At 66.4% G+C, this 25,093-nt stretch carries 36 protein-coding genes and 1 tRNA gene; 33 read left to right on the forward strand and 4 right to left on the reverse strand.

Translation table 11 applies throughout. From position 1 onward, the window contains the following. The first annotated feature begins 2 nt into the window (after positions 1-2). From rplV to TSB10GB4_RS14625, 24 genes are all read left to right on the forward strand, one after another. Positions 3-383 (forward strand): 50S ribosomal protein L22, encoded by a 381-nt coding sequence (gene rplV / locus TSB10GB4_RS14510; RefSeq protein ID WP_186386453.1) that lies wholly within the window; start codon positions 3-5, stop codon positions 381-383. Next, on the forward strand, positions 383-1,105 hold the full coding sequence (rpsC, locus tag TSB10GB4_RS14515) for a 30S ribosomal protein S3 (RefSeq protein WP_186386454.1): 723 nt from the start codon (positions 383-385) through the stop codon (positions 1,103-1,105). The genes rplV and rpsC overlap by 1 nt, the downstream gene beginning before the upstream one ends. A gap of 45 nt (positions 1,106-1,150) precedes the next feature. Further along, positions 1,151-1,564: a 50S ribosomal protein L16 gene (gene rplP / locus TSB10GB4_RS14520; protein WP_067216503.1), complete on the forward strand. Its 414-nt coding sequence runs from the start codon at positions 1,151-1,153 to the stop codon at positions 1,562-1,564. Between the two features lie 23 nt (positions 1,565-1,587). Then, positions 1,588-1,788, forward strand: a complete 201-nt coding sequence (gene rpmC / locus TSB10GB4_RS14525; RefSeq protein ID WP_067216501.1) for a 50S ribosomal protein L29 — start codon at positions 1,588-1,590, stop codon at positions 1,786-1,788. Positions 1,789-1,798: 10 nt separating this feature from the next. Continuing rightward, positions 1,799-2,041 (forward strand): 30S ribosomal protein S17, encoded by a 243-nt coding sequence (rpsQ, locus tag TSB10GB4_RS14530; RefSeq protein ID WP_067216498.1) that lies wholly within the window; start codon positions 1,799-1,801, stop codon positions 2,039-2,041. A 56-nt stretch (positions 2,042-2,097) separates the two neighbouring features. Next, positions 2,098-2,466, forward strand: coding sequence for a 50S ribosomal protein L14 (rplN, locus tag TSB10GB4_RS14535; RefSeq protein WP_067216497.1), 369 nt, complete (start codon positions 2,098-2,100; stop codon positions 2,464-2,466). Then, positions 2,466-2,783: a 50S ribosomal protein L24 gene (rplX, locus tag TSB10GB4_RS14540; protein ID WP_067216494.1), complete on the forward strand. Its 318-nt coding sequence runs from the start codon at positions 2,466-2,468 to the stop codon at positions 2,781-2,783. Before rplN ends, rplX begins: the two co-directional genes overlap by 1 nt. After that, positions 2,776-3,333, forward strand: a complete 558-nt coding sequence (gene rplE, locus TSB10GB4_RS14545; RefSeq protein WP_186386455.1) for a 50S ribosomal protein L5 — start codon at positions 2,776-2,778, stop codon at positions 3,331-3,333. The genes rplX and rplE overlap by 8 nt, the downstream gene beginning before the upstream one ends. 23 nt (positions 3,334-3,356) lie before the next feature. Further along, positions 3,357-3,662 carry a 30S ribosomal protein S14 gene (rpsN, locus tag TSB10GB4_RS14550; RefSeq protein ID WP_186386456.1) on the forward strand — a complete coding sequence of 102 codons (306 nt, stop codon included), beginning with the start codon at positions 3,357-3,359 and terminating at the stop codon, positions 3,660-3,662. Positions 3,663-3,674: 12 nt separating this feature from the next. Next, on the forward strand, positions 3,675-4,073 hold the full coding sequence (gene rpsH / locus TSB10GB4_RS14555) for a 30S ribosomal protein S8 (protein WP_186386457.1): 399 nt from the start codon (positions 3,675-3,677) through the stop codon (positions 4,071-4,073). A 44-nt stretch (positions 4,074-4,117) separates the two neighbouring features. After that, complete coding sequence (gene rplF, locus TSB10GB4_RS14560) at positions 4,118-4,651, forward strand: 50S ribosomal protein L6 (protein ID WP_186386458.1); 534 nt, start codon at positions 4,118-4,120, stop codon at positions 4,649-4,651. An 11-nt stretch (positions 4,652-4,662) separates the two neighbouring features. Next, complete coding sequence (gene rplR, locus TSB10GB4_RS14565; protein WP_186386459.1) at positions 4,663-5,025, forward strand: 50S ribosomal protein L18; 363 nt, start codon at positions 4,663-4,665, stop codon at positions 5,023-5,025. A 40-nt stretch (positions 5,026-5,065) separates the two neighbouring features. Further along, positions 5,066-5,638: a 30S ribosomal protein S5 gene (gene rpsE, locus TSB10GB4_RS14570; RefSeq protein WP_067216481.1), complete on the forward strand. Its 573-nt coding sequence runs from the start codon at positions 5,066-5,068 to the stop codon at positions 5,636-5,638. A 42-nt stretch (positions 5,639-5,680) separates the two neighbouring features. Further along, positions 5,681-5,872 carry a 50S ribosomal protein L30 gene (gene rpmD / locus TSB10GB4_RS14575; RefSeq protein WP_067216479.1) on the forward strand — a complete coding sequence of 64 codons (192 nt, stop codon included), beginning with the start codon at positions 5,681-5,683 and terminating at the stop codon, positions 5,870-5,872. A gap of 20 nt (positions 5,873-5,892) precedes the next feature. Further along, the gene (rplO, locus tag TSB10GB4_RS14580; protein ID WP_186396293.1) at positions 5,893-6,363 is read left to right on the forward strand and encodes a 50S ribosomal protein L15; all 471 of its coding nucleotides are present in this window, start codon (positions 5,893-5,895) and stop codon (positions 6,361-6,363) included. Between the two features lie 49 nt (positions 6,364-6,412). Continuing rightward, the gene (gene secY / locus TSB10GB4_RS14585; protein ID WP_186386461.1) at positions 6,413-7,747 is read left to right on the forward strand and encodes a preprotein translocase subunit SecY; all 1,335 of its coding nucleotides are present in this window, start codon (positions 6,413-6,415) and stop codon (positions 7,745-7,747) included. Beyond that, positions 7,744-8,340 carry an adenylate kinase gene (locus TSB10GB4_RS14590; RefSeq protein ID WP_186396294.1) on the forward strand — a complete coding sequence of 199 codons (597 nt, stop codon included), beginning with the start codon at positions 7,744-7,746 and terminating at the stop codon, positions 8,338-8,340. Before secY ends, TSB10GB4_RS14590 begins: the two co-directional genes overlap by 4 nt. A 158-nt stretch (positions 8,341-8,498) precedes the next feature. Beyond that, positions 8,499-8,867, forward strand: a complete 369-nt coding sequence (gene rpsM / locus TSB10GB4_RS14595; RefSeq protein WP_186386463.1) for a 30S ribosomal protein S13 — start codon at positions 8,499-8,501, stop codon at positions 8,865-8,867. Between the two features lie 71 nt (positions 8,868-8,938). Beyond that, positions 8,939-9,328, forward strand: coding sequence for a 30S ribosomal protein S11 (gene rpsK / locus TSB10GB4_RS14600; protein ID WP_067216467.1), 390 nt, complete (start codon positions 8,939-8,941; stop codon positions 9,326-9,328). A gap of 79 nt (positions 9,329-9,407) precedes the next feature. Then, on the forward strand, positions 9,408-10,430 hold the full coding sequence (locus tag TSB10GB4_RS14605; protein WP_186386464.1) for a DNA-directed RNA polymerase subunit alpha: 1,023 nt from the start codon (positions 9,408-9,410) through the stop codon (positions 10,428-10,430). Between the two features lie 78 nt (positions 10,431-10,508). Then, a complete protein-coding gene (gene rplQ, locus TSB10GB4_RS14610; RefSeq protein WP_067216462.1) occupies positions 10,509-10,934 on the forward strand; it encodes a 50S ribosomal protein L17 in 426 nt (141 codons plus the stop codon). 148 nt (positions 10,935-11,082) lie between these two features. Beyond that, positions 11,083-12,519: a DegQ family serine endoprotease gene (locus TSB10GB4_RS14615; RefSeq protein WP_186396295.1), complete on the forward strand. Its 1,437-nt coding sequence runs from the start codon at positions 11,083-11,085 to the stop codon at positions 12,517-12,519. A gap of 43 nt (positions 12,520-12,562) precedes the next feature. After that, complete coding sequence (locus TSB10GB4_RS14620; RefSeq protein WP_186396296.1) at positions 12,563-13,876, forward strand: replication-associated recombination protein A; 1,314 nt, start codon at positions 12,563-12,565, stop codon at positions 13,874-13,876. Positions 13,877-13,941: 65 nt separating this feature from the next. Continuing rightward, positions 13,942-16,419, forward strand: a complete 2,478-nt coding sequence (locus TSB10GB4_RS14625) for a patatin-like protein (RefSeq protein ID WP_186396297.1) — start codon at positions 13,942-13,944, stop codon at positions 16,417-16,419. On the opposite strand, the gene folB is transcribed toward TSB10GB4_RS14625, so the two are convergent. Next, positions 16,394-16,762, reverse strand: a complete 369-nt coding sequence (gene folB / locus TSB10GB4_RS14630; RefSeq protein ID WP_186396298.1) for a dihydroneopterin aldolase — start codon at positions 16,760-16,762, stop codon at positions 16,394-16,396. The two genes, TSB10GB4_RS14625 and folB, sit on opposite strands and share 26 nt — an antisense overlap. A 154-nt stretch (positions 16,763-16,916) precedes the next feature. Next, positions 16,917-17,627, reverse strand: a complete 711-nt coding sequence (gene lipB / locus TSB10GB4_RS14635) for a lipoyl(octanoyl) transferase LipB (protein WP_186396299.1) — start codon at positions 17,625-17,627, stop codon at positions 16,917-16,919. A gap of 124 nt (positions 17,628-17,751) precedes the next feature. Here lipB and TSB10GB4_RS14640 point away from each other — a divergent pair, with 124 nt between their 5' ends. From TSB10GB4_RS14640 to crcB, 5 genes are all read left to right on the forward strand, one after another. After that, on the forward strand, positions 17,752-18,018 hold the full coding sequence (locus TSB10GB4_RS14640) for a FliM/FliN family flagellar motor switch protein (RefSeq protein ID WP_186386471.1): 267 nt from the start codon (positions 17,752-17,754) through the stop codon (positions 18,016-18,018). A gap of 125 nt (positions 18,019-18,143) precedes the next feature. Beyond that, positions 18,144-18,230 (forward strand) — tRNA-Leu (locus TSB10GB4_RS14645). 244 nt (positions 18,231-18,474) lie between these two features. Then, complete coding sequence (gene mgtE, locus TSB10GB4_RS14650; RefSeq protein WP_186396300.1) at positions 18,475-19,887, forward strand: magnesium transporter; 1,413 nt, start codon at positions 18,475-18,477, stop codon at positions 19,885-19,887. Positions 19,888-19,925: 38 nt separating this feature from the next. Then, positions 19,926-20,354: a VOC family protein gene (locus tag TSB10GB4_RS14655; protein WP_186396301.1), complete on the forward strand. Its 429-nt coding sequence runs from the start codon at positions 19,926-19,928 to the stop codon at positions 20,352-20,354. Between the two features lie 2 nt (positions 20,355-20,356). Then, positions 20,357-20,743: a fluoride efflux transporter CrcB gene (gene crcB, locus TSB10GB4_RS14660; protein ID WP_186396302.1), complete on the forward strand. Its 387-nt coding sequence runs from the start codon at positions 20,357-20,359 to the stop codon at positions 20,741-20,743. Positions 20,744-20,807: 64 nt separating this feature from the next. Here crcB and TSB10GB4_RS14665 read toward each other — a convergent pair whose 3' ends face one another. Further along, on the reverse strand, positions 20,808-21,209 hold the full coding sequence (locus tag TSB10GB4_RS14665; protein ID WP_186396303.1) for a RidA family protein: 402 nt from the start codon (positions 21,207-21,209) through the stop codon (positions 20,808-20,810). A gap of 148 nt (positions 21,210-21,357) precedes the next feature. Here TSB10GB4_RS14665 and TSB10GB4_RS14670 point away from each other — a divergent pair, with 148 nt between their 5' ends. The 4 genes from TSB10GB4_RS14670 to TSB10GB4_RS14685 all read left to right on the forward strand — a co-directional run bounded on the left by TSB10GB4_RS14670 (position 21,358) and on the right by TSB10GB4_RS14685 (position 24,587). Continuing rightward, positions 21,358-21,960: a TetR/AcrR family transcriptional regulator gene (locus TSB10GB4_RS14670; RefSeq protein ID WP_186396304.1), complete on the forward strand. Its 603-nt coding sequence runs from the start codon at positions 21,358-21,360 to the stop codon at positions 21,958-21,960. A 123-nt stretch (positions 21,961-22,083) separates the two neighbouring features. After that, positions 22,084-23,094: an RluA family pseudouridine synthase gene (locus tag TSB10GB4_RS14675; protein WP_186396305.1), complete on the forward strand. Its 1,011-nt coding sequence runs from the start codon at positions 22,084-22,086 to the stop codon at positions 23,092-23,094. A gap of 3 nt (positions 23,095-23,097) precedes the next feature. After that, positions 23,098-23,793 (forward strand): HAD-IA family hydrolase, encoded by a 696-nt coding sequence (locus tag TSB10GB4_RS14680; protein ID WP_186396355.1) that lies wholly within the window; start codon positions 23,098-23,100, stop codon positions 23,791-23,793. Then, a complete protein-coding gene (locus tag TSB10GB4_RS14685; protein WP_186396306.1) occupies positions 23,793-24,587 on the forward strand; it encodes an ATP12 family chaperone protein in 795 nt (264 codons plus the stop codon). Before TSB10GB4_RS14680 ends, TSB10GB4_RS14685 begins: the two co-directional genes overlap by 1 nt. Positions 24,588-24,677: 90 nt before the next feature. Here the strand turns inward: TSB10GB4_RS14685 and TSB10GB4_RS14690 are convergent, their stop codons facing one another. Continuing rightward, complete coding sequence (locus TSB10GB4_RS14690) at positions 24,678-25,073, reverse strand: hypothetical protein (RefSeq protein WP_186386477.1); 396 nt, start codon at positions 25,071-25,073, stop codon at positions 24,678-24,680. Between the last annotated feature and the right edge of the window lie 20 nt (positions 25,074-25,093).

The raw sequence follows: 25,093 nt of genomic DNA on the forward strand, positions 1-25,093 counted from the left end.
CGATGGGCAAGCCGAAGGGCGGGCGCGCGCTCGCCGATAACGAGGCGAAGGCGGTCGCCCGGATGCTGCGGGTCTCGCCGCGCAAGCTCAACCTCGTCGCGGCCTCGATCCGCGGCAAGAAGGTTGAGAAGGCGCTCGCCGACCTCACCTTCTCCCGCAAGCGGATCTCCGACGACGTCAAGAAGACGCTGATGTCGGCGATCGCCAATGCCGAGAACAATCACGATCTCGACGTCGACAGCCTTGTCGTCGCCGAGGCCCATGTGGGCAAGGCTTTCGTGATCAAGCGGTTCCAGGCGCGTGCTCGCGGCCGCGTCGGTCGGATCGAGAAGCCGTTTTCGAACCTGACCATCGTCGTCCGCGAAATCGAGGAGACTGTCTGATGGGACAGAAAGTTAATCCGATCGGCCTGCGGCTCGGCATCAACCGCACCTGGGATTCGCGCTGGTACGCGGACAAGGGCGAGTACGGCAAGCTGCTGCACGAGGATTTCCGCATTCGCGAGTATATCCTCAAGGCCCTGAAGCAGGCGGCGGTCTCCAAGGTCGTCGTCGAGCGCCCGCACCGCAAGTGCCGCGTCACGGTCCATTCGGGCCGCCCTGGCGTGATCATCGGCAAGAAGGGCGCCGACATCGAGAAGCTGCGCAAGGCGCTGTCCGAGATGACCTCGTCGGACGTGCACATCAACATCGTTGAGGTGCGCAAGCCCGAGATCGACGCCCAGTTGGTCGCCGACTCGATCTCGCAGCAGCTCGAGCGCCGCGTCGCGTTCCGCCGCGCCATGAAGCGCGCCGTTCAGTCGGCGATGCGCATGGGCGCCCAGGGCATCCGCATCAACTGCGGCGGCCGTCTGGGTGGCGCGGAGATCGCGCGGACCGAGTGGTATCGCGAGGGCCGGGTGCCGCTGCACACGCTGCGCGCCGACATCGACTATGGTGTTTCGACGGCGCATACCGCCTACGGCACCTGCGGCGTCAAGGTCTGGATCTTCAAGGGCGAGATCCTTGAGCACGATCCGATGGCCTCCGAGCGCCGCGCGGTCGAGGGCGACGGGACCAATCAGGGCGGCGGACGCCGCGAGCGCGAGCGCGGCCGCGCCGCCTAACGGCGCCGGTCGGGTCTTGGACAGAAGCAAAGAGCGAGAGAAGAGATGCTGCAACCGAAGCGAACGAAGTTCCGCAAGCAGCACAAGGGCCGGATCCACGGCACCGCCAAGGGCGGTACGGATCTCAACTTCGGCGCCTTCGGCCTCAAGGCCGTCGAGCCGGAGCGGGTGACCGCGCGCCAGATCGAGGCGGCCCGTCGTGCCATGACCCGTCACATGAAGCGTGCGGGCCGTGTTTGGATCAGGATCTTCCCGGACGTGCCGGTTTCGTCGAAGCCGACCGAAGTCCGCATGGGTAAGGGTAAGGGTTCGCCGGACTATTGGGCCTGCAAGGTCAAGCCCGGTCGGATCATGTTCGAAATCGACGGCGTGCCGGAAGATACGGCGCGCGAGGCGATGCGCCTTGCGGCAGCGAAGCTGCCGATCAAGTGCCGCTTCGTCCAGCGTATCGCCGACTGAGGCGCGACCAGGAGACTAGTGCCATGAAGGCGACAGACGTTCGGGCAAAGACCATGGACGAGCTGGGAACGGAGCTCGAGAGCCTGAAGAAGGAGCAGTTCAACCTGCGCTTTCAGCGGGCCACCGGCCAGCTTGAGAACACGGCGCGGGTTCGCCAGGTGCGCCGCGACATCGCCCGCATCCAGACTATCATGCGCGAGAAGCGCGTGGCGACAAGCGCGTAAGGAGATCGAAATGCCGAAACGCGTTCTGCAGGGCGTCGTGGTCAGCGACGCCAACGAAAAGACGGTGACGGTTCGTGTGGAGCGCCGCTTCACGCATCCGCTCTACAAGAAGACCGTTCGTCGCTCGAAGAAGTATCGGGCGCATGACGAGACCAACGCGCACAAGGTCGGGGACACCGTCCTCATCCAGGAATGCGCGCCGATCTCGAAGACCAAAACCTGGACCGTTGTCGAAGGGTCGACCGCGGACTGACGTGACTTCCGGCGTCCGGTGTCGGGCGCGGTGAAAGAAGAATAAGGCGGCCAGTCATGATTCAGATGCAAACAAACCTCGACGTGGCGGACAATTCCGGCGCCCGTCGTGTCATGTGCATCAAGGTGCTCGGCGGCTCGAAGCGGAAATATGCCAGCGTCGGCGACATCATCGTCGTCAGCGTCAAGGAGGCCAATCCGCGCGGCCGCGTCAAGAAGGGCGACGTGATGAAAGCGGTCGTTGTGCGCACGGCGAAGGATATCCGCCGGCCCGACGGCTCCGTGATCCGGTTCGACCGCAATGCGGCCGTGCTGGTCAACAACAACAAGGAACCGATCGGGACCCGTATCTTTGGCCCGGTTCCGCGTGAACTGCGTGCGAAGAACCACATGAAGGTGATCTCGCTCGCGCCGGAGGTTTTGTAATGGCCGCCAAGATCAAGAAGGGCGACACTGTCGTCGTGCTCACCGGCCGTGACAAGGGCAAGACCGGTGAAATTGTCCGCATGCTGCCGGATGAGAACAAGGCTGTGGTGCGTGGCGTGAATGTGGTTCGTCGCCACCAGCGCCAGACCGCCCAGTCGGAAGGTGGCATCGTTTCGAAGGAGCTGCCGGTTCACGTGTCGAACCTGGCGCTTGCCGACCCCAAGGATGGCAAGCCGACGCGCGTCGGGTTCCAGATCAAGGAAGACGGCACCAAGGTGCGCGTGGCCAAGCGTTCGGGGGATCTGATCGATGGCTGAGACCAAGACCGCTCCGCGGCTGAAGACGGAATATCTGGAAAAGATCCGCCCGGCCCTGCAGGAGAAGTTCAACTACAAGAACCCGATGCAGATCCCGACGCTTGAGAAGATCGTTCTCAATATGGGCGTGGGCGAAGCCGTCGCGGACAGCAAGAAGGCGAAGATCGCCGCCGAGGACCTGGCGATGATTGCCGGTCAGAAGCCGGTGATCACCCGCGCTCGCAAGTCCATCGCCACCTTCAAGGTGCGCGAGGGCATGCCGCTCGGCGCCAAGGTCACGCTGCGCGGCGAGCGCATGTACGAGTTCCTGGACCGCCTGATCACCATCGCGCTGCCGCGCGTTCGTGACTTCCGCGGCCTGAACGCGAAGAGCTTCGACGGGCGTGGCAACTATGCCATGGGCATCAAGGAGCACATCGTGTTCCCGGAGATCAATTACGACAAGGTCGACCAGATCTGGGGCCTTGACGTGATCGTGTGCACGTCCGCGGATAATGATGACGAGGCGCGCGAGCTTCTGCGCGCGTTCAACTTCCCGTTCCGTAAGTAAACGGGAAAGAACGAGGACAGACGATGGCGAAGAAGAGCGCGATCGAGAAGAACAAGCGGCGCGAGCGGCTCGTTAAAAAGTATGCCGAGAAGCGCGCGGCCCTGAAGGCCGTGGCGAAGGACGAGAGCCTGTCGCTTGAGGAGCGTTATACGGCGCGCCTCAAGCTGTCGAAGCTCCCGCGCAACTCCGCGGAAATCCGCCTGCGCAACCGGTGTGAAGTCACCGGCCGCCCGCGCGGCTATTACCGCAAGCTGAAGATGTCGCGCGTTGCGCTTCGCGAGCTGGGCTCCAAGGGTTTGGTCCCGGGCCTCGTGAAGTCGAGCTGGTAAGGAGACGGTCCGATGGCGATTTCCGATCCCTTGGGCGATATGCTCACCCGGATCCGCAACGCTCAGATGCGGCGCAAGAGCAAGGTCTCGACGCCCGCTTCGAAGCTGCGCGAACATGTGCTCGACGTTTTGGTCGCGGAAGGGTATATCCGCGGCTATTCGACGGTCGAGTTCGAGGGCGGCAAGTCCGAGCTCGAGATCGAGCTGAAGTATTTCGACGGCGAGCCCGTGATCCGCTCCATCGAGCGTGTCTCCAAGCCGGGCCGGCGGGTGTATTCCTCGGTGAAGAATATCCCGCGCGTCGCGAACGGTCTGGGTGTCTCGATCCTCTCCACGCCGCGTGGCGTGATGGCGGATCACGATGCCCGTGAACAGAATGTGGGTGGCGAGGTTCTCTGCCGCATCTTCTGATGCGGCAGTCTCTGCCCGGCAAGTGAACTGGACAGGTTGGTCATATGTCTCGAATTGGCAAGAAGCCAGTCCCCGTGCCTAGCGGGGTAACGGCAACGATCAACGGTCAGACGGTTGAGGTCAAGGGCCCGAAGGGAGAGCTTTCCTTCGTGCTCAACAGCCTCGTTCTGGCCGAAATGAGTGACGACGGCATCTCGGTGAAGATGCGCGAGGACAGCAAGCCCGCGCGCGCCATGTGGGGCATGTCCCGCACGATGATCGAGAACCTGGTGACGGGCGTCAGCAAGGGGTTCGAGCGGAAGCTCGAGATCACCGGCGTCGGTTACCGTGCCCAGGTGCAGGGCAAGAACCTGCAGCTCGCGCTCGGGTTCTCCCATGACGTGGTCTACGCGATGCCCGAGGGCATCGAGGCCGTTTGCCCGAAGCCGACGGAGATCGTCATCACCGGCATCGACAAGCAGCGCGTTGGTCAGGTTGCGGCGGAAATCCGCAAGTACAGGCCGCCGGAGCCCTACAAGGGCAAGGGCATTCGCTTTGCGGGCGAGTATATCGTCCGTAAGGAAGGCAAGAAGAAGTAACGGACCGGATCATGGCGAAGACAAACAATGGCTTCGAACGTCGCCGCGACCGCGTCCGTCGTTCGATCAAGAAGGTTATGAACGGCCGTCCGCGTCTGTCGGTGCACCGTTCGTCCAAGCAGATCTATGCTCAGATCATCGACGACGTGCAGGGGCACACCCTGGCGTCCGCCTCGACGGTCGAGAAGGATCTTCGTGGCACGCTGAAGACCGGCGGCAACATCTCGGCTGCGGCCGAGGTTGGCAAGCTCATCGCGGAGCGGGCCAAGGCTGCTGGCGTCACCCAGGTCGTGTTCGACCGTGGCGGCTACATGTACCACGGGCGGGTCAAGGCTCTGGCCGAGGCCGCGCGCGAGGGCGGACTGGAATTCTGATCGTCGTCAAGACGCTCACAGACAAACGGAAGCGAATATTATGGCGAGACAGGATACACGGGAGCGCGGTGGCGATCGCGCCGAGCGCGACAGCGAGTTTGTCGACAAGCTCGTGCACATCAACCGCGTCGCCAAGGTCGTGAAGGGCGGACGCCGCTTCGGATTTGCCGCACTCGTCGTGGTCGGCGACCAGAAGGGCCGCGTCGGCTTCGGTCACGGCAAGGCGCGTGAGGTGCCGGAGGCGATCCGCAAGGCGACCGAGGCCGCCAAGCGCTCGATGATCCGCGTGGCTCTGCGCGAGGGCCGGACCCTGCATCATGACGTCAATGGCCGTCATGGTGCCGGCAAGGTCGTGCTGCGCGCGGCTCCGGCCGGTACCGGCATCATCGCCGGCGGTCCGATGCGCGCCGTGTTCGAGACGCTCGGCGTCCAGGACGTGGTGGCGAAGTCGCTCGGCTCGGCAAACCCCTACAACATGGTGCGCGCCACCTTCGAGGCCCTGAAGCAGGAGGACAGCCCGCGCTCGGTCGCTGCCCGCCGCGGCCTCAAGGTTTCGCAGATCCAGTCGCGTCGCCGCGACATCGACGACAGCGTTCCGGCCGCCGAGGCTTGAACCCGGCGATTGCCGACCCCAGCTTGAGAAAGGCTTGGTTCCATGGCGAACGAAAAGACCGTCACGGTCGAGCAGGTGGGTAGCCCGATCCGGCGCCCGAAGGACCAGCGGGCGACGCTCGTCGGTCTTGGTCTGAACAAGATGCACCGCCGCTCGACGCTGAAGGATACCCCGGAAGTGCGCGGCATGATCCGGAAGGTTCAGCACCTCGTGCGCGTCGTCGAAGACGCGTAAGGGATGCGGGGAGACATACGATGAAACTGAATGAACTCCGGGACAATCCGGGTGCCACGAAGGAGCGCATGCGCGTCGGTCGTGGTATCGGTTCGGGCAAGGGCAAGACCGGTGGCCGTGGCGTCAAGGGTCAGAAGTCTCGCTCGGGCGTTGCCATCAAGGGCTTCGAGGGCGGCCAGATGCCGCTGCATCGTCGCCTGCCGAAGCGCGGCTTCACCAACATCTTCGCCAAGTCGTTCAACGCGGTCTCGCTTGCCCGCGTCCAGACCGCGATCGATGCCGGCAAGCTCGATGCTTCCCAGACCGTGACGGCCGAGGCCCTCAAGGCCGCCGGCGTCATCCGCCGCGTCAAGGACGGCGTCCGCCTGCTCGCCGATGGCGAGCTGAAGGCGGGAGTGACCTTCGAGGTCGCCGGTGCCTCCAAGAACGCGCTTGCCGCGGTCGAGAAGGCCGGCGGCAAGGTCACGATTATCGGAGCCCAGGCTGAATAAGCCTGGGTTTTCCCACGTCAGATTGCTCGAGAATTGACCGGAGCCCGGAATGGCATCTGCTGCCGAACAGCTAGCGGCTAATCTGAATTTTTCAGCTTTCGCCAAAGCCGAGGAATTGAAGAAGCGTATCTGGTTCACACTGGGTGCGCTTCTTGTGTATCGGTTCGGCACTTACGTGCCGCTTCCGGGAATCAACCCGGAGGCGTTCGCGCAGGCCTTCGGCCAGGCGCAGCAGGGCATCGTCGGACTGTTCAACATGTTTTCCGGTGGTGCCGTGGAGCGCATGGCGATCCTCGCGCTCGGCATCATGCCCTACATTTCCGCCTCGATCATCATTCAGCTTCTGACCTCCGTCGTGCCGACGCTGGAGCAGTTGAAGAAGGAAGGCGAGCAGGGACGCAAGGTCATCAACCAGTACACCCGTTACGGCACGGTGCTGCTGGCGACGTTCCAGGCCTATGGCATCGCCATCGGCCTTGAGAGCGCCACCAATGTGGTGGTGGATCCGGGCTGGTTCTTCCGTGCCTCGGCGGTCATCACCCTGGTCGGCGGCACCATGTTCCTGATGTGGCTCGGCGAGCAGATCACTGCGCGCGGCATCGGCAACGGCATTTCGCTGATCATCTTCGCGGGCATTGTCGCGGGTCTTCCCTCGGCGGTCGCCTCGACGCTCGAACTCGGCCGCCAGGGCGCGCTTGCAACCCCGATCATCATCGGCATCATCCTGCTGTCGATCGTCGTGATCGCGCTGATCGTGTTCATGGAGCGGGCGCAGCGCCGGCTCTTGATCCAGTACCCGAAACGCAATGTCGGCAACCGGATGTTCGAGGGCAACACCTCGTTCCTGCCGCTGAAGCTGAACACCGCCGGCGTCATTCCGCCGATCTTCGCCTCGTCGCTGCTGCTGGTTCCCGCGACCCTGTCGGGCCTTGGCACCACTGGCGACGCGGAGAGCTGGCTGACCTGGATTACCGCGCTGCTCGGCCATGGCCAGCCGCTCTACATGCTGCTCTATGCGGCGCTGATCGTGTTCTTCTGCTTCTTCTACACCGCGATCGTGTTCAACCCGTCCGACACGGCCGACAATCTGAAGAAGCATGGCGGCTTCATTCCGGGCTTCCGTCCGGGCGAGCGGACGGCCCAGTACATCGACTATGTGCTCACCCGCATCACCGTGGTCGGCGCCATCTACATTGTCCTGGTCTGTCTATTACCCGAATTCCTCATTTCCGCGACCGGCGTTCCGTTCTACTTCGGAGGCACCTCGCTGCTGATCATCGTCAGCGTGACCATGGATACGGTTTCCCAGATCCAGGGCCATCTGCTCGCGCATCAGTACGAAGGCCTTGTCAAGAAGGCGAAACTCAGGGGGAAGCGCAGATGAGGTTGATTTTTCTCGGGCCGCCGGGCGCCGGCAAGGGAACGCAGGCCGCACGGCTGGTCGAGAAGTACGGAATCCCGCAGCTCTCCACCGGCGACATGCTGAGGGCGGCGGTTGCCGCCGGCACGCCGGTCGGGCTGCAGGCCAAGGCGGTGATGGATGCCGGCGGTCTGGTTTCCGACGAGATCGTCATCGGCATCGTCGCCGACCGGATCGAGGAAGCCGACGCGCAGAAGGGGTTCATCCTCGACGGGTTTCCGCGCACGGTCGCCCAGGCCGAGGCGCTGGACCAGATGCTGGCCGGCAAGGGGCTGAAGCTAGACATGGTGCTGGAGCTCGAGGTCGACCAGTCGATCCTCGTCGACCGCATCATGAAGCGCGCGGACGATGCGAGAGCCGCCGGACAGCCGGTGCGCAAGGACGACGACCCGGACGTCTTCAAGCAGCGGCTCGAGGCCTACAACCGCGACACCGCGGTGGTGGCTCCCTACTATCGCGGCCGCGGGCAACTTGTGGCCATCGACGGCATGAAGCCGATCGACGACGTCTCGGCGCAGATCGATTCCGCGCTTGACGCCGTGGCGGCGGCGGGCTAAGGCTCGCGGCTCCAGCCAAACGCTTGCATCCGCGCCGCGTGACCCACGCGGCACGGATGCGTTTGTGCATTTCCCCCGCAAGGGCCGGGCTCCACCGGACGCGGGGACAACCCGGCGCCGTTCCAGGGATGGGACGCGCCATTAACATGGAGACGGCAGTGGCCCGTATCGCAGGTGTAAACATCCCGACCAACAAGCGCGTCGTCATCGCGCTTCAGTACATTCACGGCATCGGCTCGAAGTTCGCGCAGGAGATCATCGAGAAGGTGAACATCGCGCCCGAGCGTCGCGTCAACGAGCTGTCCGACGCCGACGTGCTCGCGATCCGCGAGACGATCGACCGCGACTACATCGTCGAGGGCGACCTGCGCCGCGAGACGGCCATGAACATCAAGCGTCTGATGGACCTCGGCTGCTATCGCGGCCTGCGCCATCGTCGCGGTCTTCCGGTGCGCGGCCAGCGTACCCATACGAACGCCCGTACCCGCAAGGGTCCGGCGAAGCCGATTGCCGGCAAGAAGAAGTAATCTCACTGGCAATCAGGCCCGGTGGAGCCGCCGAACTACGGCGGTGACGAGATCGACCAAAGGACAAAGACATGGCTAAAGACACCACGCGCGTCCGCCGCCGCGAGCGAAAGAACATTTCCTCCGGCGTGGCGCATGTGAACTCCACGTTCAACAACACGATGATCACCATCACCGACGCACAGGGCAATGCGATCTCCTGGTCGTCCGCCGGTGCGATGGGCTTCAAGGGCTCGCGCAAGTCGACCCCGTACGCGGCCCAGGTCGCGGCCGAGGACGCTGCCCGCAAGGCGGCCGAACACGGCATGCGCACCCTTGAGGTCGAGGTTCGCGGTCCCGGTTCGGGGCGCGAGTCCGCGCTGCGTGCCCTGCAGGCCGCCGGCTTCATGGTGACGTCGATCCGCGACGTGACGCCGATCCCGCACAACGGGTGCCGTCCGCGCAAGCGCCGCCGCGTCTGACGCTCAGCCGCACATCGTTCATTCCCATGGCACAGCATGGCCGGCCCTCAAGGCCGGCGGGACAGCCGGAGGAAAAGACTTGAGCATTCACAAAAACTGGCAGGAACTGATCAAGCCGAACAAGCTCGAGGTGAAGCCTGGCCACGACCCGCGTGTCGTCGGCACGGTCGTCGCCGAGCCGCTTGAGCGTGGCTTCGGTCTGACGCTGGGCAATGCCCTGCGCCGCGTGCTGCTGTCCTCGCTCCAGGGCGCGGCGGTGACGGCGGTGCAGATCGACGGCGTTCTGCACGAGTTCTCGTCCATTCCGGGCGTGCGGGAGGATGTCACCGACATCGTCCTCAACATCAAGGAAATCGCGCTGCGCATGCAGGGCGAGGGCCCCAAGCGCATGGTCGTGCGCAAGCAGGGTCCGGGCGTGGTGACGGCTGGCGACATCCAGACGGTCGGCGACATCGAGGTTCTCAACCCCGATCTCGTCCTTTGCACCCTCGACGAGGGCGCGGAGATCCGCATGGAGTTCACGGTCAACACCGGCAAGGGCTACGTGCCGGCGGAGCGCAACCGTCCGGAAGACGCGCCGATCGGGCTCATCCCGGTCGACAGCCTCTATTCCCCGGTCAAGAAGGTCTCCTACAAGGTCGAGAACACCCGCGAGGGCCAGGTTCTCGACTATGACAAGCTGACCTTGACCGTGGAGACCGACGGCTCGGTGTCTCCGGAGGATTCCGTCGCATTCGCAGCGCGCATCCTGCAGGACCAGCTCTCGATCTTCGTCAATTTCGAGGAGCCGCGTCGCGAGGTGAAGGAGGACATCGTCCCCGAACTCGCGTTCAACCCGGCGCTTCTGAAGAAGGTGGACGAACTGGAGCTGTCGGTGCGTTCGGCCAACTGCCTGAAGAACGACAATATCGTGTATATTGGCGATCTCATTCAGAAGACCGAGGCGGAGATGCTGCGCACGCCGAACTTCGGCCGCAAGTCGCTCAACGAGATCAAGGAAGTTCTCGCCCAGATGGGTCTCCATCTCGGCATGGACGTGGCCAACTGGCCGCCGGAGAACATCGACGAGCTCGCCAAGCGCTACGAGGATCATCAGTACTGATCGCGCGCAAGCGCGGTCTTCCAAGGGACCGGCGGCGGCACGCAAGAGACGTGACCGCCAGAGAAAAAGGAGAGAGCCATGCGCCACGGCAATCGCGGCCGCAAGCTCAACCGGACATCCAGCCATCGCAAGGCGATGTTTGCCAACATGTCCGCATCGCTGATTGAGCATGAGCAGATCGTGACGACCCTCCCGAAGGCCAAGGAACTGCGGCCGATCGTGGAAAAGCTCGTCACCCTGGGCAAGCGCGGCGACCTGCATGCCCGCCGTCAGGCGATCGCGCAGATCCGCGACGTCGCCCTCGTTCGCAAGCTGTTCGACACGCTTGCCGAGCGCTACAAGGGCCGCAACGGCGGCTACACCCGCGTGCTGAAGGCCGGTTTCCGCTATGGCGACAACGCGCCGATGGCGGTGATCGAGTTCGTCGATCGCGACGTGGATGCCAAGGGCGCGGTCGACCGGGCGCGCAACGAGGCCGCCGAGGGCGCCGAAGCCGCGGCTTGATTTCGCGAGCGAACCTTCGCGTTCGCACACGAGACGGAAAGGCGGCCTTCGGGTCGCCTTTTTTGTTAGGTTTGGCTCGACAGTCTCCGGCGGGGCGTGAGTCGCTTTGGCCATGCCCGGCGCCGCCCAATCGGTGAGGATACCTGGGATGTCCGTCTCCACCCTCGCAGGCCGTGTGTCCGCCGCGCTTGCCACCGTTGTCTTCGTCGCCGCCGCCGGCCTGTCGGCGCCGCTCGCGCAGGAGCGCGTTGCCCCGCGCGATGCGGCCGAACTGCGGCTGTCCTTCGCGCCGGTGGTGCGCGAGGCCGCGCCCGCGGTCGTCAACGTCTATGCCAGCCGCACGGTGCAGAGCCGCCCGGTCTCTCCGTTCTTCGACGATCCGTTCTTCCGCCGCTTCTTCGGCGAGCCGGGGCAGGACATGGGGCGCCCGCGCGAGCGGGTGCAGTCCTCGCTCGGCTCCGGCGTCATCGTCTCCGCCGACGGCATCATCGTCACCAACAACCACGTGATCGCCGAAGCGGACGCGGTGCGGGTGGCGCTGTCCGACCGGCGCGAGTTCGATGCCGAGATCGTGCTGAAGGACGAGCGCACCGACCTTGCGATCCTGCGGGTGAGGGATGCCTCGCAGAGCTTCCCGCATATCGAGTTCGCCGATTCCGACACGCTGGAAGTCGGCGACGTGGTGCTGGCCATCGGCAATCCCTTCGGTGTCGGCCAGACCGTTACCCAGGGGATCGTCTCGGCGCTCGCCCGCACGCGGGTGGGCATCACCGACTACCAGTTCTTCATCCAGACGGATGCGGCGATCAATCCGGGCAATTCCGGCGGCGCGCTGGTCGACATGCAGGGGCGGCTCGTCGGCATCAATACGGCGATCTTTTCCCGCTCCGGCGGGTCCAACGGCATCGGCTTCGCCATTCCCTCCAACATGGTGCGGTTCGTCGTTCAGGCGGCGGAAAGCGACGGTCAGGTGCGGCGTCCCTGGCTCGGGGCGAGCCTGCAGAGCGTCAGCGCGGAGATCGCCGAGGCGCTCGGCCTCGACCGGCCGAGCGGCGTGCTGGTCACTGTCGTCGGCGCGGGGAGCCCGGCCGAGCGCGCCGGCCTCAGGGTCGGCGACCTGATCACCCATGTGGGCGAGGCCGAGGTGACGGACCCGGACAGTTTCGGCTACCGCTTCGCCACCCGGGCGCTCGGGACGAAGACCACGTTCACGGTGCTGCGGCCGCGCGGCAGGGTGACGCTGGAGGTGATGTTGGAGGCGGCGCCCGAGACCGTCCCGCGCGATGAACGCGAGATTTCGGATTACTCGCCCTTCGCCGGCGCGACGGTGATGAACCTGTCGCCGGCGGTGGCGGAGGAGCTGCGGCTCGACGGCTTCGACACAGGCGTCGTCATCTCGAAGGTCGCGCCGGGGTCGCCGGCGGCACGTGTCGGGCTGCAGGTGGGCGACGTGATCCAGACGATCAACGGCCGGGAGATCGAGTCCAGCCGCACGCTGCAGCGTATCGCCGGTACCGATCCGGGCGTGTGGCGCCTGGAGATCCGGCGCGGCGGCCGGGTGCTCAGGATAGCGCTCAGGGGCTGAGGCGACAGGGCAGGGACCAGCAACGAGGGGCAGGGCATCCCGCATGAGCGATCTTTTCCAGTCCGCGGGACTTGGCGCGCAGACCCGGCGGCCGCTTGCCGATCGGCTGCGGCCGGCGCAGCTTTCCGACGTGGTCGGGCAGGATCACCTGCTCGGCCCGGACGGCGTGCTGACCCGCATGCTGGAGACCGGCACGCTCGGCTCGCTGATCTTCTGGGGACCGCCCGGTACCGGCAAGACCACGGTGGCGCGGCTGCTGGCGGCGGCGACGGACCTGCGCTTCGAGCAGATCTCGGCGATCTTCAGCGGCGTTGCCGAGTTGAAGAAAGTGTTCGAGGCGGCGCGCGCTGCGCGCCTCACCGGCAAGGCGACGCTGCTCTTCGTCGACGAGATCCACCGTTTCAACCGCGCCCAGCAGGACAGTTTCCTGCCCGTCATGGAGGACGGAACGGTGACGCTGGTCGGCGCCACCACCGAAAATCCGAGCTTCGAGCTCAACGCCGCGTTGCTGTCGCGGGCCCATGTGCTGACCTTCCGCACGCTGGATGCCGAGGCGCTGGAGAAGCTGCTCGCCCGTGCCGAGGCGGAGGAGGGGCGCCCGCTGCCGCTCGACGAGGGCGCACGCGCCGCGCTGCTGCGCATGGCCGATGGCGACGGGCGAGCGGCGCTGACGCTGGCCGAGGATGTCTGGCGCGCCGCGCGCGGCGGGGAGATTTTCGATGCCGCGCGGCTGCAGGAACTCGTGCAGCGTCGCGCGCCGGTCTACGACAAGTCGCGCGACGGCCACTACAATCTGATCTCGGCGCTGCATAAATCCGTGCGCGGCTCCGATCCCGATGCCGCGCTCTACTGGTTCTGCCGCATGCTGGACGGCGGCGAGGATCCGATGTTCCTGGCCCGGCGGCTGATCCGCATGGCGGTGGAGGACATCGGCCTTGCCGACCCCCATGCGCTGATCCAGGCCAATGCGGCGCGCGATGCCTATCACATGCTGGGCTCGCCGGAGGGCGAACTGGCGCTGGCGCAGGCGGTTGTCTATCTGGCGACGGCGCCGAAGTCGAACGGCGCCTATGTCGCCTACAAGGCGGCGATGCGCGCGGCCAAGCAGCGTGGCTCGCTGCCGCCACCCAAGCACATCCTCAACGCGCCGACCAAGCTGATGAAGTCGGAAGGTTATGGCGAGGGCTATGCCTATGACCACGACCAGCAGGACGCTTTCTCGGGACAGGACTATTTTCCCGAGGCGATGGGACGCCAGCGCTTCTACGATCCGCCGGAGCGGGGATTCGAGCGCGAGATCCGCAAGCGCCTCGACTATTGGGACAAGCTGAGGCGGGAGCGCGGCGGGCGCTCCTGAGGTTGCCCATTGCGCTTTGCGGCGAACGGGCGGAGCATGGAAGCGGGGTCTGTCCGGGACGGTCCATGAAACAGATCGAGTTGCGTCTGGCGCTGGTGCTCTATGGCGGGGTTTCCCTCGCCGTCTACATGCATGGCATTACGCGGGAATTCTTGAACCTGGTGCGGGCCTCGCGCCGCCTGGAGGCGCGGGGCGGCGTGCCCGCGCCGCGCTCGGTGGACGGCGAGGGCGGCAGCGCGCAGGCCTATGAGCGATTTCTGGCGCTGTTCGCGCCGGCGCTTGACCTGCGCATCGTCGTCGATGTCATCGCCGGTGCGTCGGCCGGCGGCGTCAACGGTGTGATGCTGGCGCGGGCGCTCGCCCACAACCTGTCGCTCGACAGCCACCGCGACCTGTGGCTGGAAAATGCCGATGTGATGCGGCTGTCGAACGAGCCGGTCGGCCTCAGCCGCTATCTTAAGGGCTCCATCGCCCCCGTGCTCGACCGGCTGGTCGGCATGGCGCTGAAATCCGAGCTTGGCGATCCGGAGACGCGCACCAAGCTGCGCCAGTTCATGCAGGCACGCTGGTTCACGCCGCCCTTTTCCGGCGAGCGCTATGTCGGCTGGATGCTGGATGCGGCGAAAGGGATGCGCGGGGACACGACAGCCGGTGCCGCGCCGACCTTGATCCCGCAGGGGCAGTCGCTCGACCTGTTCGTCACCGTCACGGATTTCCATGGTGCCCGCCGCCGTTTCGCCATCGACGATCCGGTGGAGGTGGAGGAGACGGAGCACCGGCTGATCCTGCGCTATTCCGCCAGCAGCCGGGGAAACGGCAATCTCGTTTCCGACTTCACCGACGCGCGCATTCCCGATCTCGTGTTCTCGGCCCGGGCGACCTCCGCCTTTCCCGGAGCCTTTCCGCCGATGACGGTCGGCGAGATGGACCGCGTCCTGAAGGCGCGCGGCGAGACCTGGCCGCTGCGCGGCATCTTCCTGCACCGGGCCTTCGGCAAGGGGCAGGGGGCTCCCGAGAGCCGCATTCTGGTCGATGGCAGCGTCGTGATGAACAAGCCGTTCCAGCCGGTGATCGAGGCGATCGCCGGGCGGCCGGCGGCGCGCGAGGTGGTGCGGCGCATCGTCTATGTCGACCCGCTGGCCAATGTGCTTGGCCGGCGCGAGGAGGTCGATGCGGCGGCGAGCGGCCAGGGTGGCGAGGTGGCGGCCGAGGAGGGCTCGCTCCCCGGCTTCTTCCGGGTCATCCTCGCCTCGCTTGCCCATATTCCCCGCAACGAGCCGATCGGCGACGCGCTGGAGCAGGTGCAGGACTACAATCGCGACGTCCGCCAGGTGAGCGAAGTGATCGCGGCCGCCGAGCCGGTCGTCGAGCGGGAGGTCGGCTCGATCCTGCGGACCGATCTCGATCGACCGATGACGGTCCCCGAACTCACCCGCTGCCGGATGCTGGCGAACCAGCGCGCCCATGCCTCGGCCGGCTATGCCTATCACGGCTATCAGCGGCTGAAGCTTGCGGGCGTCGTCGCGCGGATCTCCGACCTTCTGGCGCAACTGGCGACGGCGCGGGCCGGCACCGTCGGCGGCACAGTGGTCAGCCCGCGCGACTGCGAGACCCGGATCGAGGCCTGGCTTGCCAGCCAGCATGCCGAGGCGGGGCTGGGGCACGAGGGGGTGGAAGGTCCGACGCCGCAGCCGATCATCCGCTTCCTGCGCGGCCTCGATGTGGATTACCGCGTCCGCCGCCTGCGCTTCGTGATCCGCCGGCTCAACCGGCTCTATCGCGCCGCCGGGGCGGAAATGGAGCTGCGTCCGGCAGAGATGGACGAGCTCAAGAGCACGCTCTATGAGCAGCTCGATCATCTCGGCCAGCGCTGCCTTGTCAGCTTCTATGGCGCCGAGACGGCGGAGGCGGCCGCCCGGCTCGCCGCGTCCGATCCGGGCGACATCGAGACGGTCGGCCAGGTGCTGGAGGATCTTGCGGGCCGCATGGGTCTTGCCGATCTCGACCGGCTTTGCGACGACGCCTTCTCGGTGATGGCTTACAGCTACCTGCCGCCGCCGCTGCGCCTGCCGCTTGTCGCCGCCTATATCGGTTTCGCCTTCTACGATCTGGTGACGCTGCCGGTGCTGCGCCGGCTCGCCAGCACGGAATACAACGAGATCCTGATCGACCGGATCAGCCCGTCGGACCCGCATTCGCTGCGCCCTGAGGGGGTGAAGCTCAAGGGCAACAACCTCAATGCCTTCGGCGCCTTCTTCAATCGGCGCTGGCGCGAGCACGACTATCTGTGGGGCCGGCTGTCCGCGGCCGACCGGCTGATGACCATGGCGACCCGCGCCGCCGCGCCGATCACCAGCGTCGACCCGCAGGCGCTTGCCGCCGTCCGGCGCGAGGTGTTCCTGGCGATCCTGCGCGAGGAGGATGGTCGGCTGCTGGCCGATCCCAAGCTGGTGCCGGACCTGCTGGCGGAGGTGGAGAAGGCGCTGAAGGAGGGAGAGACCATCGCAGCGGAGAATGTCAGCCCGCTGTCCGCGTCCGTGTGATCTCGACGCTGACGTGGCCGGCGGCGATCGGCAGCGGCGCGCCGGGTTTGTGCACCCGCACGCTGACCTCCCGGATCCGCTCGTCCGCCGCAAGCACGGCCTCGGCAATGGCGCCGGCCAGCCGCTCTATCAGCTTGAAGCGGGACCCGGTCACCACCTTCTCGATGGTGCGGGTCAGCGTCGCGTAGCAGACCGTCTCCTCGTAGCGGTCGCTGAGCGAGGGCGCGGTGAGATCGAGCCGGCAGGTCAGGTCGACGACGAAACGCTGGCCGAGCCGCGCCTCCTCCTCGTGCAGCCCGTGAAAGGCATAGAAGGCAAGGTCCTGGAGGTGGATGGCGTCCATGGCGGGCTCGCTGGTCTGAGGCGGCCCGAGCGGGCCACCGGGGAGTGTCGCCGGCATCGGTAGGCCAGCCGGCCGGCAAGCGCAATCGCCGAAACGGCGCGGCGCGGTACCGTTGCGTCGTGCCTGACGCGGCCGCGCGGCACGGGCGGTTCGATCAGGGGGCGGGAACCGTCACTGTCGGACCGAACCGCTCCTCGAAACAGCGCCGCAGGACGATGTCGACATCTTCGAGCGTCACAGGCAGGCCAAGATCGACGAGGCTCGTCACGCCGTGTTCGGTCACGCCGCAAGGCACGATGCCGGAGAAATGCTCCAGGTCCGGCTCGACATTGAGCGACAGGCCGTGAAAGCTCACCCACTTGCGCATGCGGATGCCGATGGCGGCGATCTTGTCCTCGCGGGTGGCGCCCTTGTCGGGGCGCCGCACCCATACGCCAACCCGGTCCTCGCGCCGTTCGCCGCGCACATGATGCTCCCACAAGGTGCCGATCACCCAGTCCTCCATGGCGGCGACGAAGGCGCGCACGTCCGGCCGGCGGCGCTTGAGGTCGAGCATAACATAGGCGACCCGCTGGCCCGGACCGTGATAGGTGAACTGGCCGCCGCGTCCGGTCTTGTGGACGGGGAAGCGGTCGGGGGCGATCAGGTCCTGTGCCTTGGCGCTGGTGCCGGCGGTGTAGAGGGCGGGGTGTTCCAGCAGCCAGACCCGCTCGGCCAGCGTGCCCTCGGCGATGCCGGCGACCCGTCGTTCCATCTCCTCCAGGGCAGCCTCATAGGCGATCGGAGCATCGCTGACCGCCCATTCGACGGGCGGCGAGCCGGCAGGGGACAGGAAGGAACCGGCGAGGTCCGCGCGCTCTGTCATTTTGCAAGTCCGTTAGGGGTTTGTTAACCAGACGCCGGCCAAGGTCTGCCTTGGGGTGGCTCGGTTCGGGCCCGTATAGAATGAAGCTGACGGGATTGCCAAGCGTCATCGGTCCGGTGGTCATATGGGTACGTTCGATAATATTTCCATCGAGATCTCCGTGGTTCTCGGCAAGGCCGAGATGCCGATCCACCAGTTGCTGCGCATGGGCCGCGGCGCGGTGATCGAGCTGATGTCGCGCGAGGAGGACGATGTCCAGATCCTCGCCAACAACATTCCCATCGCCCGCGGACAGGTCGTGCTGCAGGGCGAGCGGGTGGGCGTTTCCATTACCGAGGTCCTGATGCGCCCGCCCGAGGCGCGCCCTGCCAGGATGACCGGAGCGCTCTGATTTCTCTCGCCGGCGCCGACGTGTCTTTCCTTTGTGAATATCCCTTCGCAAAGCGCTTGCGCGGGAAAAACCTATTTGCTAGACGAGGGCTCCGCCGGGCCGATGGAGCGTGGCGGGAACGACAAGCGGTCGTGGCGGAATTGGTAGACGCGCAGCGTTGAGGTCGCTGTGGGGTAAAACCCGTGGAAGTTCGAGTCTTCTCGACCGCACCAAAAAAGAACCCGGCAATCTGCCGGGTTTTTTTGTGTCTATTTTTGTCCGGAAACGCATACGGACAGACAAGCCCTGCCTGATTTTTGCCGTCTGTGGCTGCGAATTCTGCTGTTGCGGCGCAGCGGCGCGGCGTTTCCCATGTTAGGACTGTCTGGCATGCCGTTCCTTCGGGAAAGGTGAGGAGTTTCATTCTGCCGGCGGCCAGGGCGCAGCACGCGGCAGGGCGAGAAGGGGGGCATTGACATGACCGAGAGCGACCATGTCGACAATCCCGAGACCGTCGAGATCCCTCCCGTGCGTGACGAGGACGGGCGCATCAATGCCGATTTCCTGGCGCTGATCGAAGCCGGTATCGCCGCCCAGGACGCCCCGGCGCTGATCGGCCTTGCCGGCGACCTGCACGAGGCGGATGTCGCCGACCTCATCGAATCGCTGCCGGCCGACCAGCGGGTGCCATTGGTGCGCCTGCTTGGCGACGAGTTCGACTATGCCACCTTGACCGAGCTGGACGAGGCCGTCCGCCTCGGCATCCTCGAGGAACTGCCCAACGACACGCTGGCGGAAGGCATCGGCGAGCTCGATTCGGACGATGCGGTCTACATCCTGGAAGACCTCGACGCCGAGGACCAGGCGGCGATCCTCGATCAGCTTCCCTATTCCGACCGCATTCAGTTGCAGCGCTCGCTCGATTATCCCGAGGAGTCTGCCGGCCGTCTGATGCAGACGGATTTCATTGCGGTGCCGGCGTTCTGGAGCGTCGGCCAGACCATCGATCACATGCGCGAGACGGAGGATCTGCCGGACACGTTCTACGAGATCTTCGTGGTCGACCCCGGGTTCCGCCTGATCGGCTCGGTACCGCTCGACAAGATCCTGCGCACCAAGCGCGAGACGAAGATCTCCGACATCATGACGGAGGAGCCGCAGACGTTCCGCGCCACCGACGACCGGGAGGAGGTGGCGCGTGCCTTTGAGCGCTACAACCTCGTCTCGGCGCCGGCTGTCGACGATGCCGGGCGGCTGGTCGGCATGCTGATGATCGACGACATCGTCGACGTCATCCAGGAAGAGGCCGAGGAGGATCTGCGCGGCCTCGCCGGTCTCGGCGACGAGGAGATCTCGGACACCGTCATCGTGACGTCGCGCTCGCGCCTGACCTGGCTGCTCGTCAACCTGTGCACGGCCGCCCTCGCGGCCTCGGTGATCTCGCTCTTCGAGGGACCGATCGAGGCGATGGTGGCGCTCGCCGTGCTGATGCCGATCGTCGCCTCGATGGGCGGCAATGCCGGCACCCAGGCGATGACCGTGGCGGTGCGCGCCATCGCCACCCGCGAGTTGACGGAACGCAACATGCTGCGGGTGCTGCGCCGCGAGGTGCTCGTCGCACTGCTCAACGGCATGACGCTCGCCGTTTTGCTGGGCTCCGGCGCGGCGTTCTGGTCGGGCAACAGCGGCCTCGGCCTCGTCATCGCCATGGCGATCATCATCAACATGTTTTTCGCCGGCCTGGCCGGGTTGCTGATTCCCGTGGTGCTGGAGAAGCTCGGGGTCGATCCGGCCATCGCCTCCAGCGTGTTCGTCACCACCGTGACCGACGTGGTCGGCTTCTTCGCCTTTCTCGGCATCGCCGCGCTCTGGTTCGGCTTGCCGCTTTGAGGCAAGGTGCGGCGGCATAAGACTGAAAGGGAATCGTCATGCCGACACCGCCGCCGCTTCAGGGCATTCTGGAAACCGCCGTCTATGTCGACGATCTCGAAAAGGCGCATGCCTTCTATGCCGGCGTCGTCGGTCTGGAGCGCATGCTGGAGACCGACCGGCTCTATGCCTATGACACCGGTCCCGGAGAGACGTTGCTGGTCTTCGCGCGCGGGCAGACCGCGGAGGATACGAAGACGGACGGCGGCGTCATCCCCGGCCATCACAGCGAGGGGCCGGGCCACTTCGCCTTCCGCATCGCCGCCGACCAGCTTGGTCCGTGGCGGTCGCATCTTGCCGCCTGCGGCGTTGCCCTTCGCAGCGAGGTGGTCTGGCCGGCGGGCGGCACCAGCCTTTATGTCGACGACCCGGACGGCAATGTGGTGGAGTTCGCCGCCCCGCCGCTCTGGGCGAATTTCATGGGGTAAGAATGTTTCACCTCTTTCTGGTGGCGCTGGGCGGCGGGCTGGGAGCCGCCGGCCGTCACCTCGTCAATCTCGCGGCACTCAGGACCTTCGGCCCCGGCTTTCCCGCCGGCACGCTGGCGGTCAATGTTCTCGGCTCGCTGGCGATGGGGCTGCTGGTGGGGTGGCTGGCAGCCCGGCCGGAAGGGAGCAGCAATGCGCTTCGTCTCTTCCTGGCGACCGGCGTTCTCGGCGGGTTCACCACCTTCTCCGCCTTTTCGCTCGACGCCGTCAGCCTGTGGGAGCGCGGCGAGGCGGCGACGGCGCTGCTGTATGGCGGGCTCTCCGTGGCGCTGTCGATCGCCGGCCTCGTCGCCGGCCTCTTCGCGATGAGGACGCTGATGGCCGGCTGACCCTGCCGCGCTCCTCGCTGTGGAGATGAGGGTCGCGGCAACATCCTGCAGCTTCCCGCGCCCGCTATCCGTTTTTCTCAGGAATGCGGGCGATCACCTTGATCTCGAAGTCGAAGCCGGCAAGCCAGGTGACGCCGACCGCCGTCCAGTTGGGATAGGGCGCCTTCGGGAAGATCTCGCTCTTCACCTCCATGATCGTTCCGAACTGGGTCTCCGGGTCCGTGTGGAACGTGGTCACGTCCACCAGGTCGGCGAAGCTGCAGCCGGCGGCGGCAAGCGTCGCCTCGAGATTGGCGAAGGCCCGGCGTACCTGCGCGGCGAAGTCAGACTCGGGCGAGCCGTCCTCGCGGCTTCCCACTTGTCCGGAGACGAAGAGCAGGTCACCAGAGCGGATCGCGGCGGAATAGCCGTGCTCTTCGTAAAGGGCATGGCGGTTTTCGGGGAAGACGGTTTCGGGTCTGGTCATGGTGGCAGCCTTTGTGCTGGCGCGTGAGGGGTCGCCCTTGCGGGGCTTACCGATGGGGGGAAATTTGATATACGCTTCGTATGTATAATCTCACATACGATACGTATGTCAATTCACATACGCCGCGTATCTGGATGGGGTGTGGGTGATGGCGGCAAGACGGCGTGCGGACACGATGGAGGAAAACCGCGCCAGGCTGATCGCGGCGGCGCGAAAGGCCTTTGCCGAAAAGGGGTTCGCGGCGGCCTCGATGGATGAGCTGACGGCGGAGGCGGGCCTGACGCGCGGCGCGCTCTATCACAATTTCGGCGACAAGAGGGGGCTTCTCGCGGCCGTCGTCGCCCAGGTAGATGGCGAGATGGCCGCCCGGGCCAAGGCGGTCGGGGCAGGGCGCGGCGACGCGTGGCAGGGTCTGCTCGCGGAAGGGGCCGCCTATATCGAGATGGCGCTGGAGCCGGAGGTGCAGCGCATCGTGCTCCTCGACGGGCCGGCCTTTCTCGGCGATCCCTCGCAATGGCCGAGCCAGAATGCCTGCCTGCAGGCCACACGCCAGGCGGTTGCCCGGCTCATCGAGGCCGGCATCATGAAACCGGTCGATGTGGATGCCGCCGCACGCCTGCTGAGCGGCGCGGCGCTCACTGCCGCGCTCTGGGTTGCGGCGAGCGAGGACCCGCGTGCGGCCCTGTCGCGGGCGGTCGAGGCGTTTCAGGCGATGGCCGAGGGGCTGCTGCGGGGCAGGGACGGGCGTTGAGAGCGGCGCGACCTCCATGCTTCGCTTGCCCTCGGACGGCGTCGGGATTAGGTAGGGCGCTTGAAAAGGGGCGGGGCGAGCGGCTGCGAACGCTGCGCGGCCCGTCCCGCAACGGGAAACGACATGTCCGGCATCGAACAGAAGACCGTCACCTCGGACGAGGCCGGCATGCGGCTCGACCGCTGGTTCAAGACCCACTATCCGGGCCTCGGCCACGGCCATCTGCAGAAGCTGCTGCGCACCGGCCAGGTGCGGGTCGACGGCAAGCGGGCGGAAACCTCCACCCGCGTCGGCACCGGCCAGGTGGTACGCATCCCGCCGCTCACCGTCGATGCCCATGTGGCGGCGAAGGACAGCGCCAACGCCAAGCCGAAGCCGCGCAAGCTGGTGGCCGGCGACCGCGAAGCGGTGGAGGCAATGATCCTCTACGAGGACCGCGAGGTGATGGTGCTGAACAAGCCGGCCGGCCTCGCCGTGCAGGGCGGTTCCGGCCTGACCCGTCATCTCGACGGCATGCTCGAGGCGTTCCGCGACGCAAAGGGCGAAAAGCCCCGTCTCGTCCACCGGCTCGACCGCGAGACCTCTGGCATCCTCCTGCTCGCCAAGACCCGCAAGGCGGCCTCGGAGATGGCCAAGTCCTTCCGCGCCCGCCAGACCCGCAAGATCTACTGGGCGCTGGTCGCCGGCGTGCCGAAGCCGCGCCAGGGCCGCGTCTCCACCTATCTGGCGCGTGACGAGGGCGAGGAGCGCATGCGCGTTGCCCGCCACGGCGAGGACGAGGCGCAGCATTCCGTCTCGCTCTATTCGGTGGTGGAAAATGCCGGGCCGAAGGTCTCCTGGGTGTCGCTGCGGCCGATCACCGGGCGCACGCATCAGCTCCGCGCCCACACCGCCCATATCCATCACCCGATCCTTGGTGATCCGAAATACTTCAACATCGAGAACTGGGAGTTTCCCGGCGGCATCCAGAACAAGCTGCATCTGCATGCCCGCCGCATCGTCATTCCGCACCCGTCCGGGCGCGGCACCATCGACGTCTCGGCGCCGCTGCCCCCGCATATGCAGCAGAGCTGGAACCTGCTCGGCTTCGATGCGGCGCAATACGACCCCGAGACCAACGATCCGGAGGAATAGGCCCTGTATCTGGTGATCTTCGATTGCGACGGCACGCTGGTCGACAGCCAGGAGACCATCCTGCATGGCCTTGCCGTCGGCTTCGAGGCCGTCGGCCTCGCGCCGCCCTCGCGCGAAGCGGGCCTGTCCATCGTCGGCCTGTCGCTGGAGGTGGCGTTCCGCCAGCTCGCCGAGCCGGGACACCATCACCTGGTGCCGGCGATGGCGGAGGCCTATCGCCAGTCCAAGGTGGCGCGCCGGCTCGCCGGGCTCGACCACGACCCGCTCTATCCCGGCGCGCGCGAGGCGCTCGACACGCTTTCGGCCCGCGACGACGTGCTGCTCGGCATCGCCACCGGCAAGGCCCTGCGCGGCGTCCGCCACATGCAGCAGAGCCACGGGCTGGAGGGGCGCTTCGTCACCATCCAGACGGCCGATACGGCACCCTCCAAGCCGCATCCGGGCATGATCCTGCAGGCGATGGCGGAGACCGGGGCGGAGCCTGCGCGCACGGTGATGATCGGCGATACCGGCTTCGACATGGAGATGGCGCGCGCTGCCGGCGTTGCCGGGCTCGGCGTCGGGTGGGGCTATCATCCGCGCGCCCGGCTGGCGGCGGCGGGTGCGGCGCGTATTCTCGACCGCTTCGACGAGCTCGTGCCGGCGCTGGGCGAGATGCTCGGCTGGGCCGGCACCGCGGAACAAAGGGAGCTTGCCTGATGCGCGACCTGCTGAGCGATATCGAGGCCGGCGGCACCACCGATCCGGTCGAGCGCGCCAGGACCCTGTCGCGGCGCGAATTGCCGAAGCGCTTCTACAAGGAGGTCGGCATCGTCCGGCAGGAGGACGGCCTGCATGCGGTTCAGCTCGACGGCCGAACGGTCAAGACGACGGGGCGCAATCTCCTTGCGCTTGCCGAGGAAGAGATCGCCCGCCGCATCGCCGCCGAATGGGCCGCGCAGGGCAAGGAGATCGACCCGGCCACCATGCCGCTGACCCGCATTGCCAATGCCGCGATCGATGCGGTGCCGGCCCGCGCCGGCGAGGTCGCCGACGATGTGACGGCCTATGCCGGCAACGACCTGCTGTTCTACCGGGCGGACAGCCCGCAAACGCTGATCGAGCGGCAGAACGCCGCCTGGGGGCCGGTGATCGGCTGGGCGGAAGCGCGGTTCGGCGGCCGTTTCGTGCTCGCCGAGGGCGTCATGCCGGTGCGCCAGGACGCGGCGCTGCTCGCCCGCATCCGGCAGGCGCTGTCGCCGCTTGCGCCCCTGCCGCTGGCGGCGCTGCATGTGGCGACGACCCTGAGCGGCTCGGCGCTGCTCGCGCTGGCGCTGATGGAGGGCGAGATGACGGCCGATGCAGCCTGGGGCGCCGCCTTCATCGATGAGGACTGGAACATCGAGCAATGGGGCGAGGACCAGGAAGCCGCCGCGCTCCGGGCCTCGCGCCGCCGCGATTTCAACGCAGCGGCGGTGGTTCTCGACGTCTGCGCCGGGCGCGCCGCCGGCTGACCGGCCGCGCGAATGCAGAAAATCGAAAGGCCCGCCGGAGCGATCCGGCGGGCCGTCTTGCATTTGGGCGCCGTGTCGGGCGACAGCCGCTCAGGTGAGCTGGGTGGTGATGGTCCACACGGTGCTGGCCGCGCCGTCGCTGGAGCCGGTCGTTGCCACCGCGGTGGCGACATAGTTCGCGGCTGTTACAGTGTCTTGCGAGGCGGCCGTGCAGGGGCAGGCGCCGAACTTGTTCGAGGCCGTGAAGGCGTAGTTCAGCGTCAGCGAGTAGCTGCCGTTGGCAGTGGTGATGGTCACGTAGCCCGAGCAGTTGCCGTTCGTTCCGCCGCTCGAATAGGCGGTGCCGCTGGCGCTGCTCTGGTTGGCGATGCTTGTGCCGTTGTCGAGGTCGTGCAGGTTGCCGACCACGCCGTCCGAGGCGGTGACGGTGAAGTCGGTGCCGGAGTTGTTCACGATCTTGACGAGGCTGGAATCGCAGCAGCTCATGTTTGCAATCCTTGCTTGAG

The organism is Stappia sp. TSB10GB4 (assembly GCF_900185745.1).
Lineage (GTDB): Bacteria > Pseudomonadota > Alphaproteobacteria > Rhizobiales > Stappiaceae > Stappia.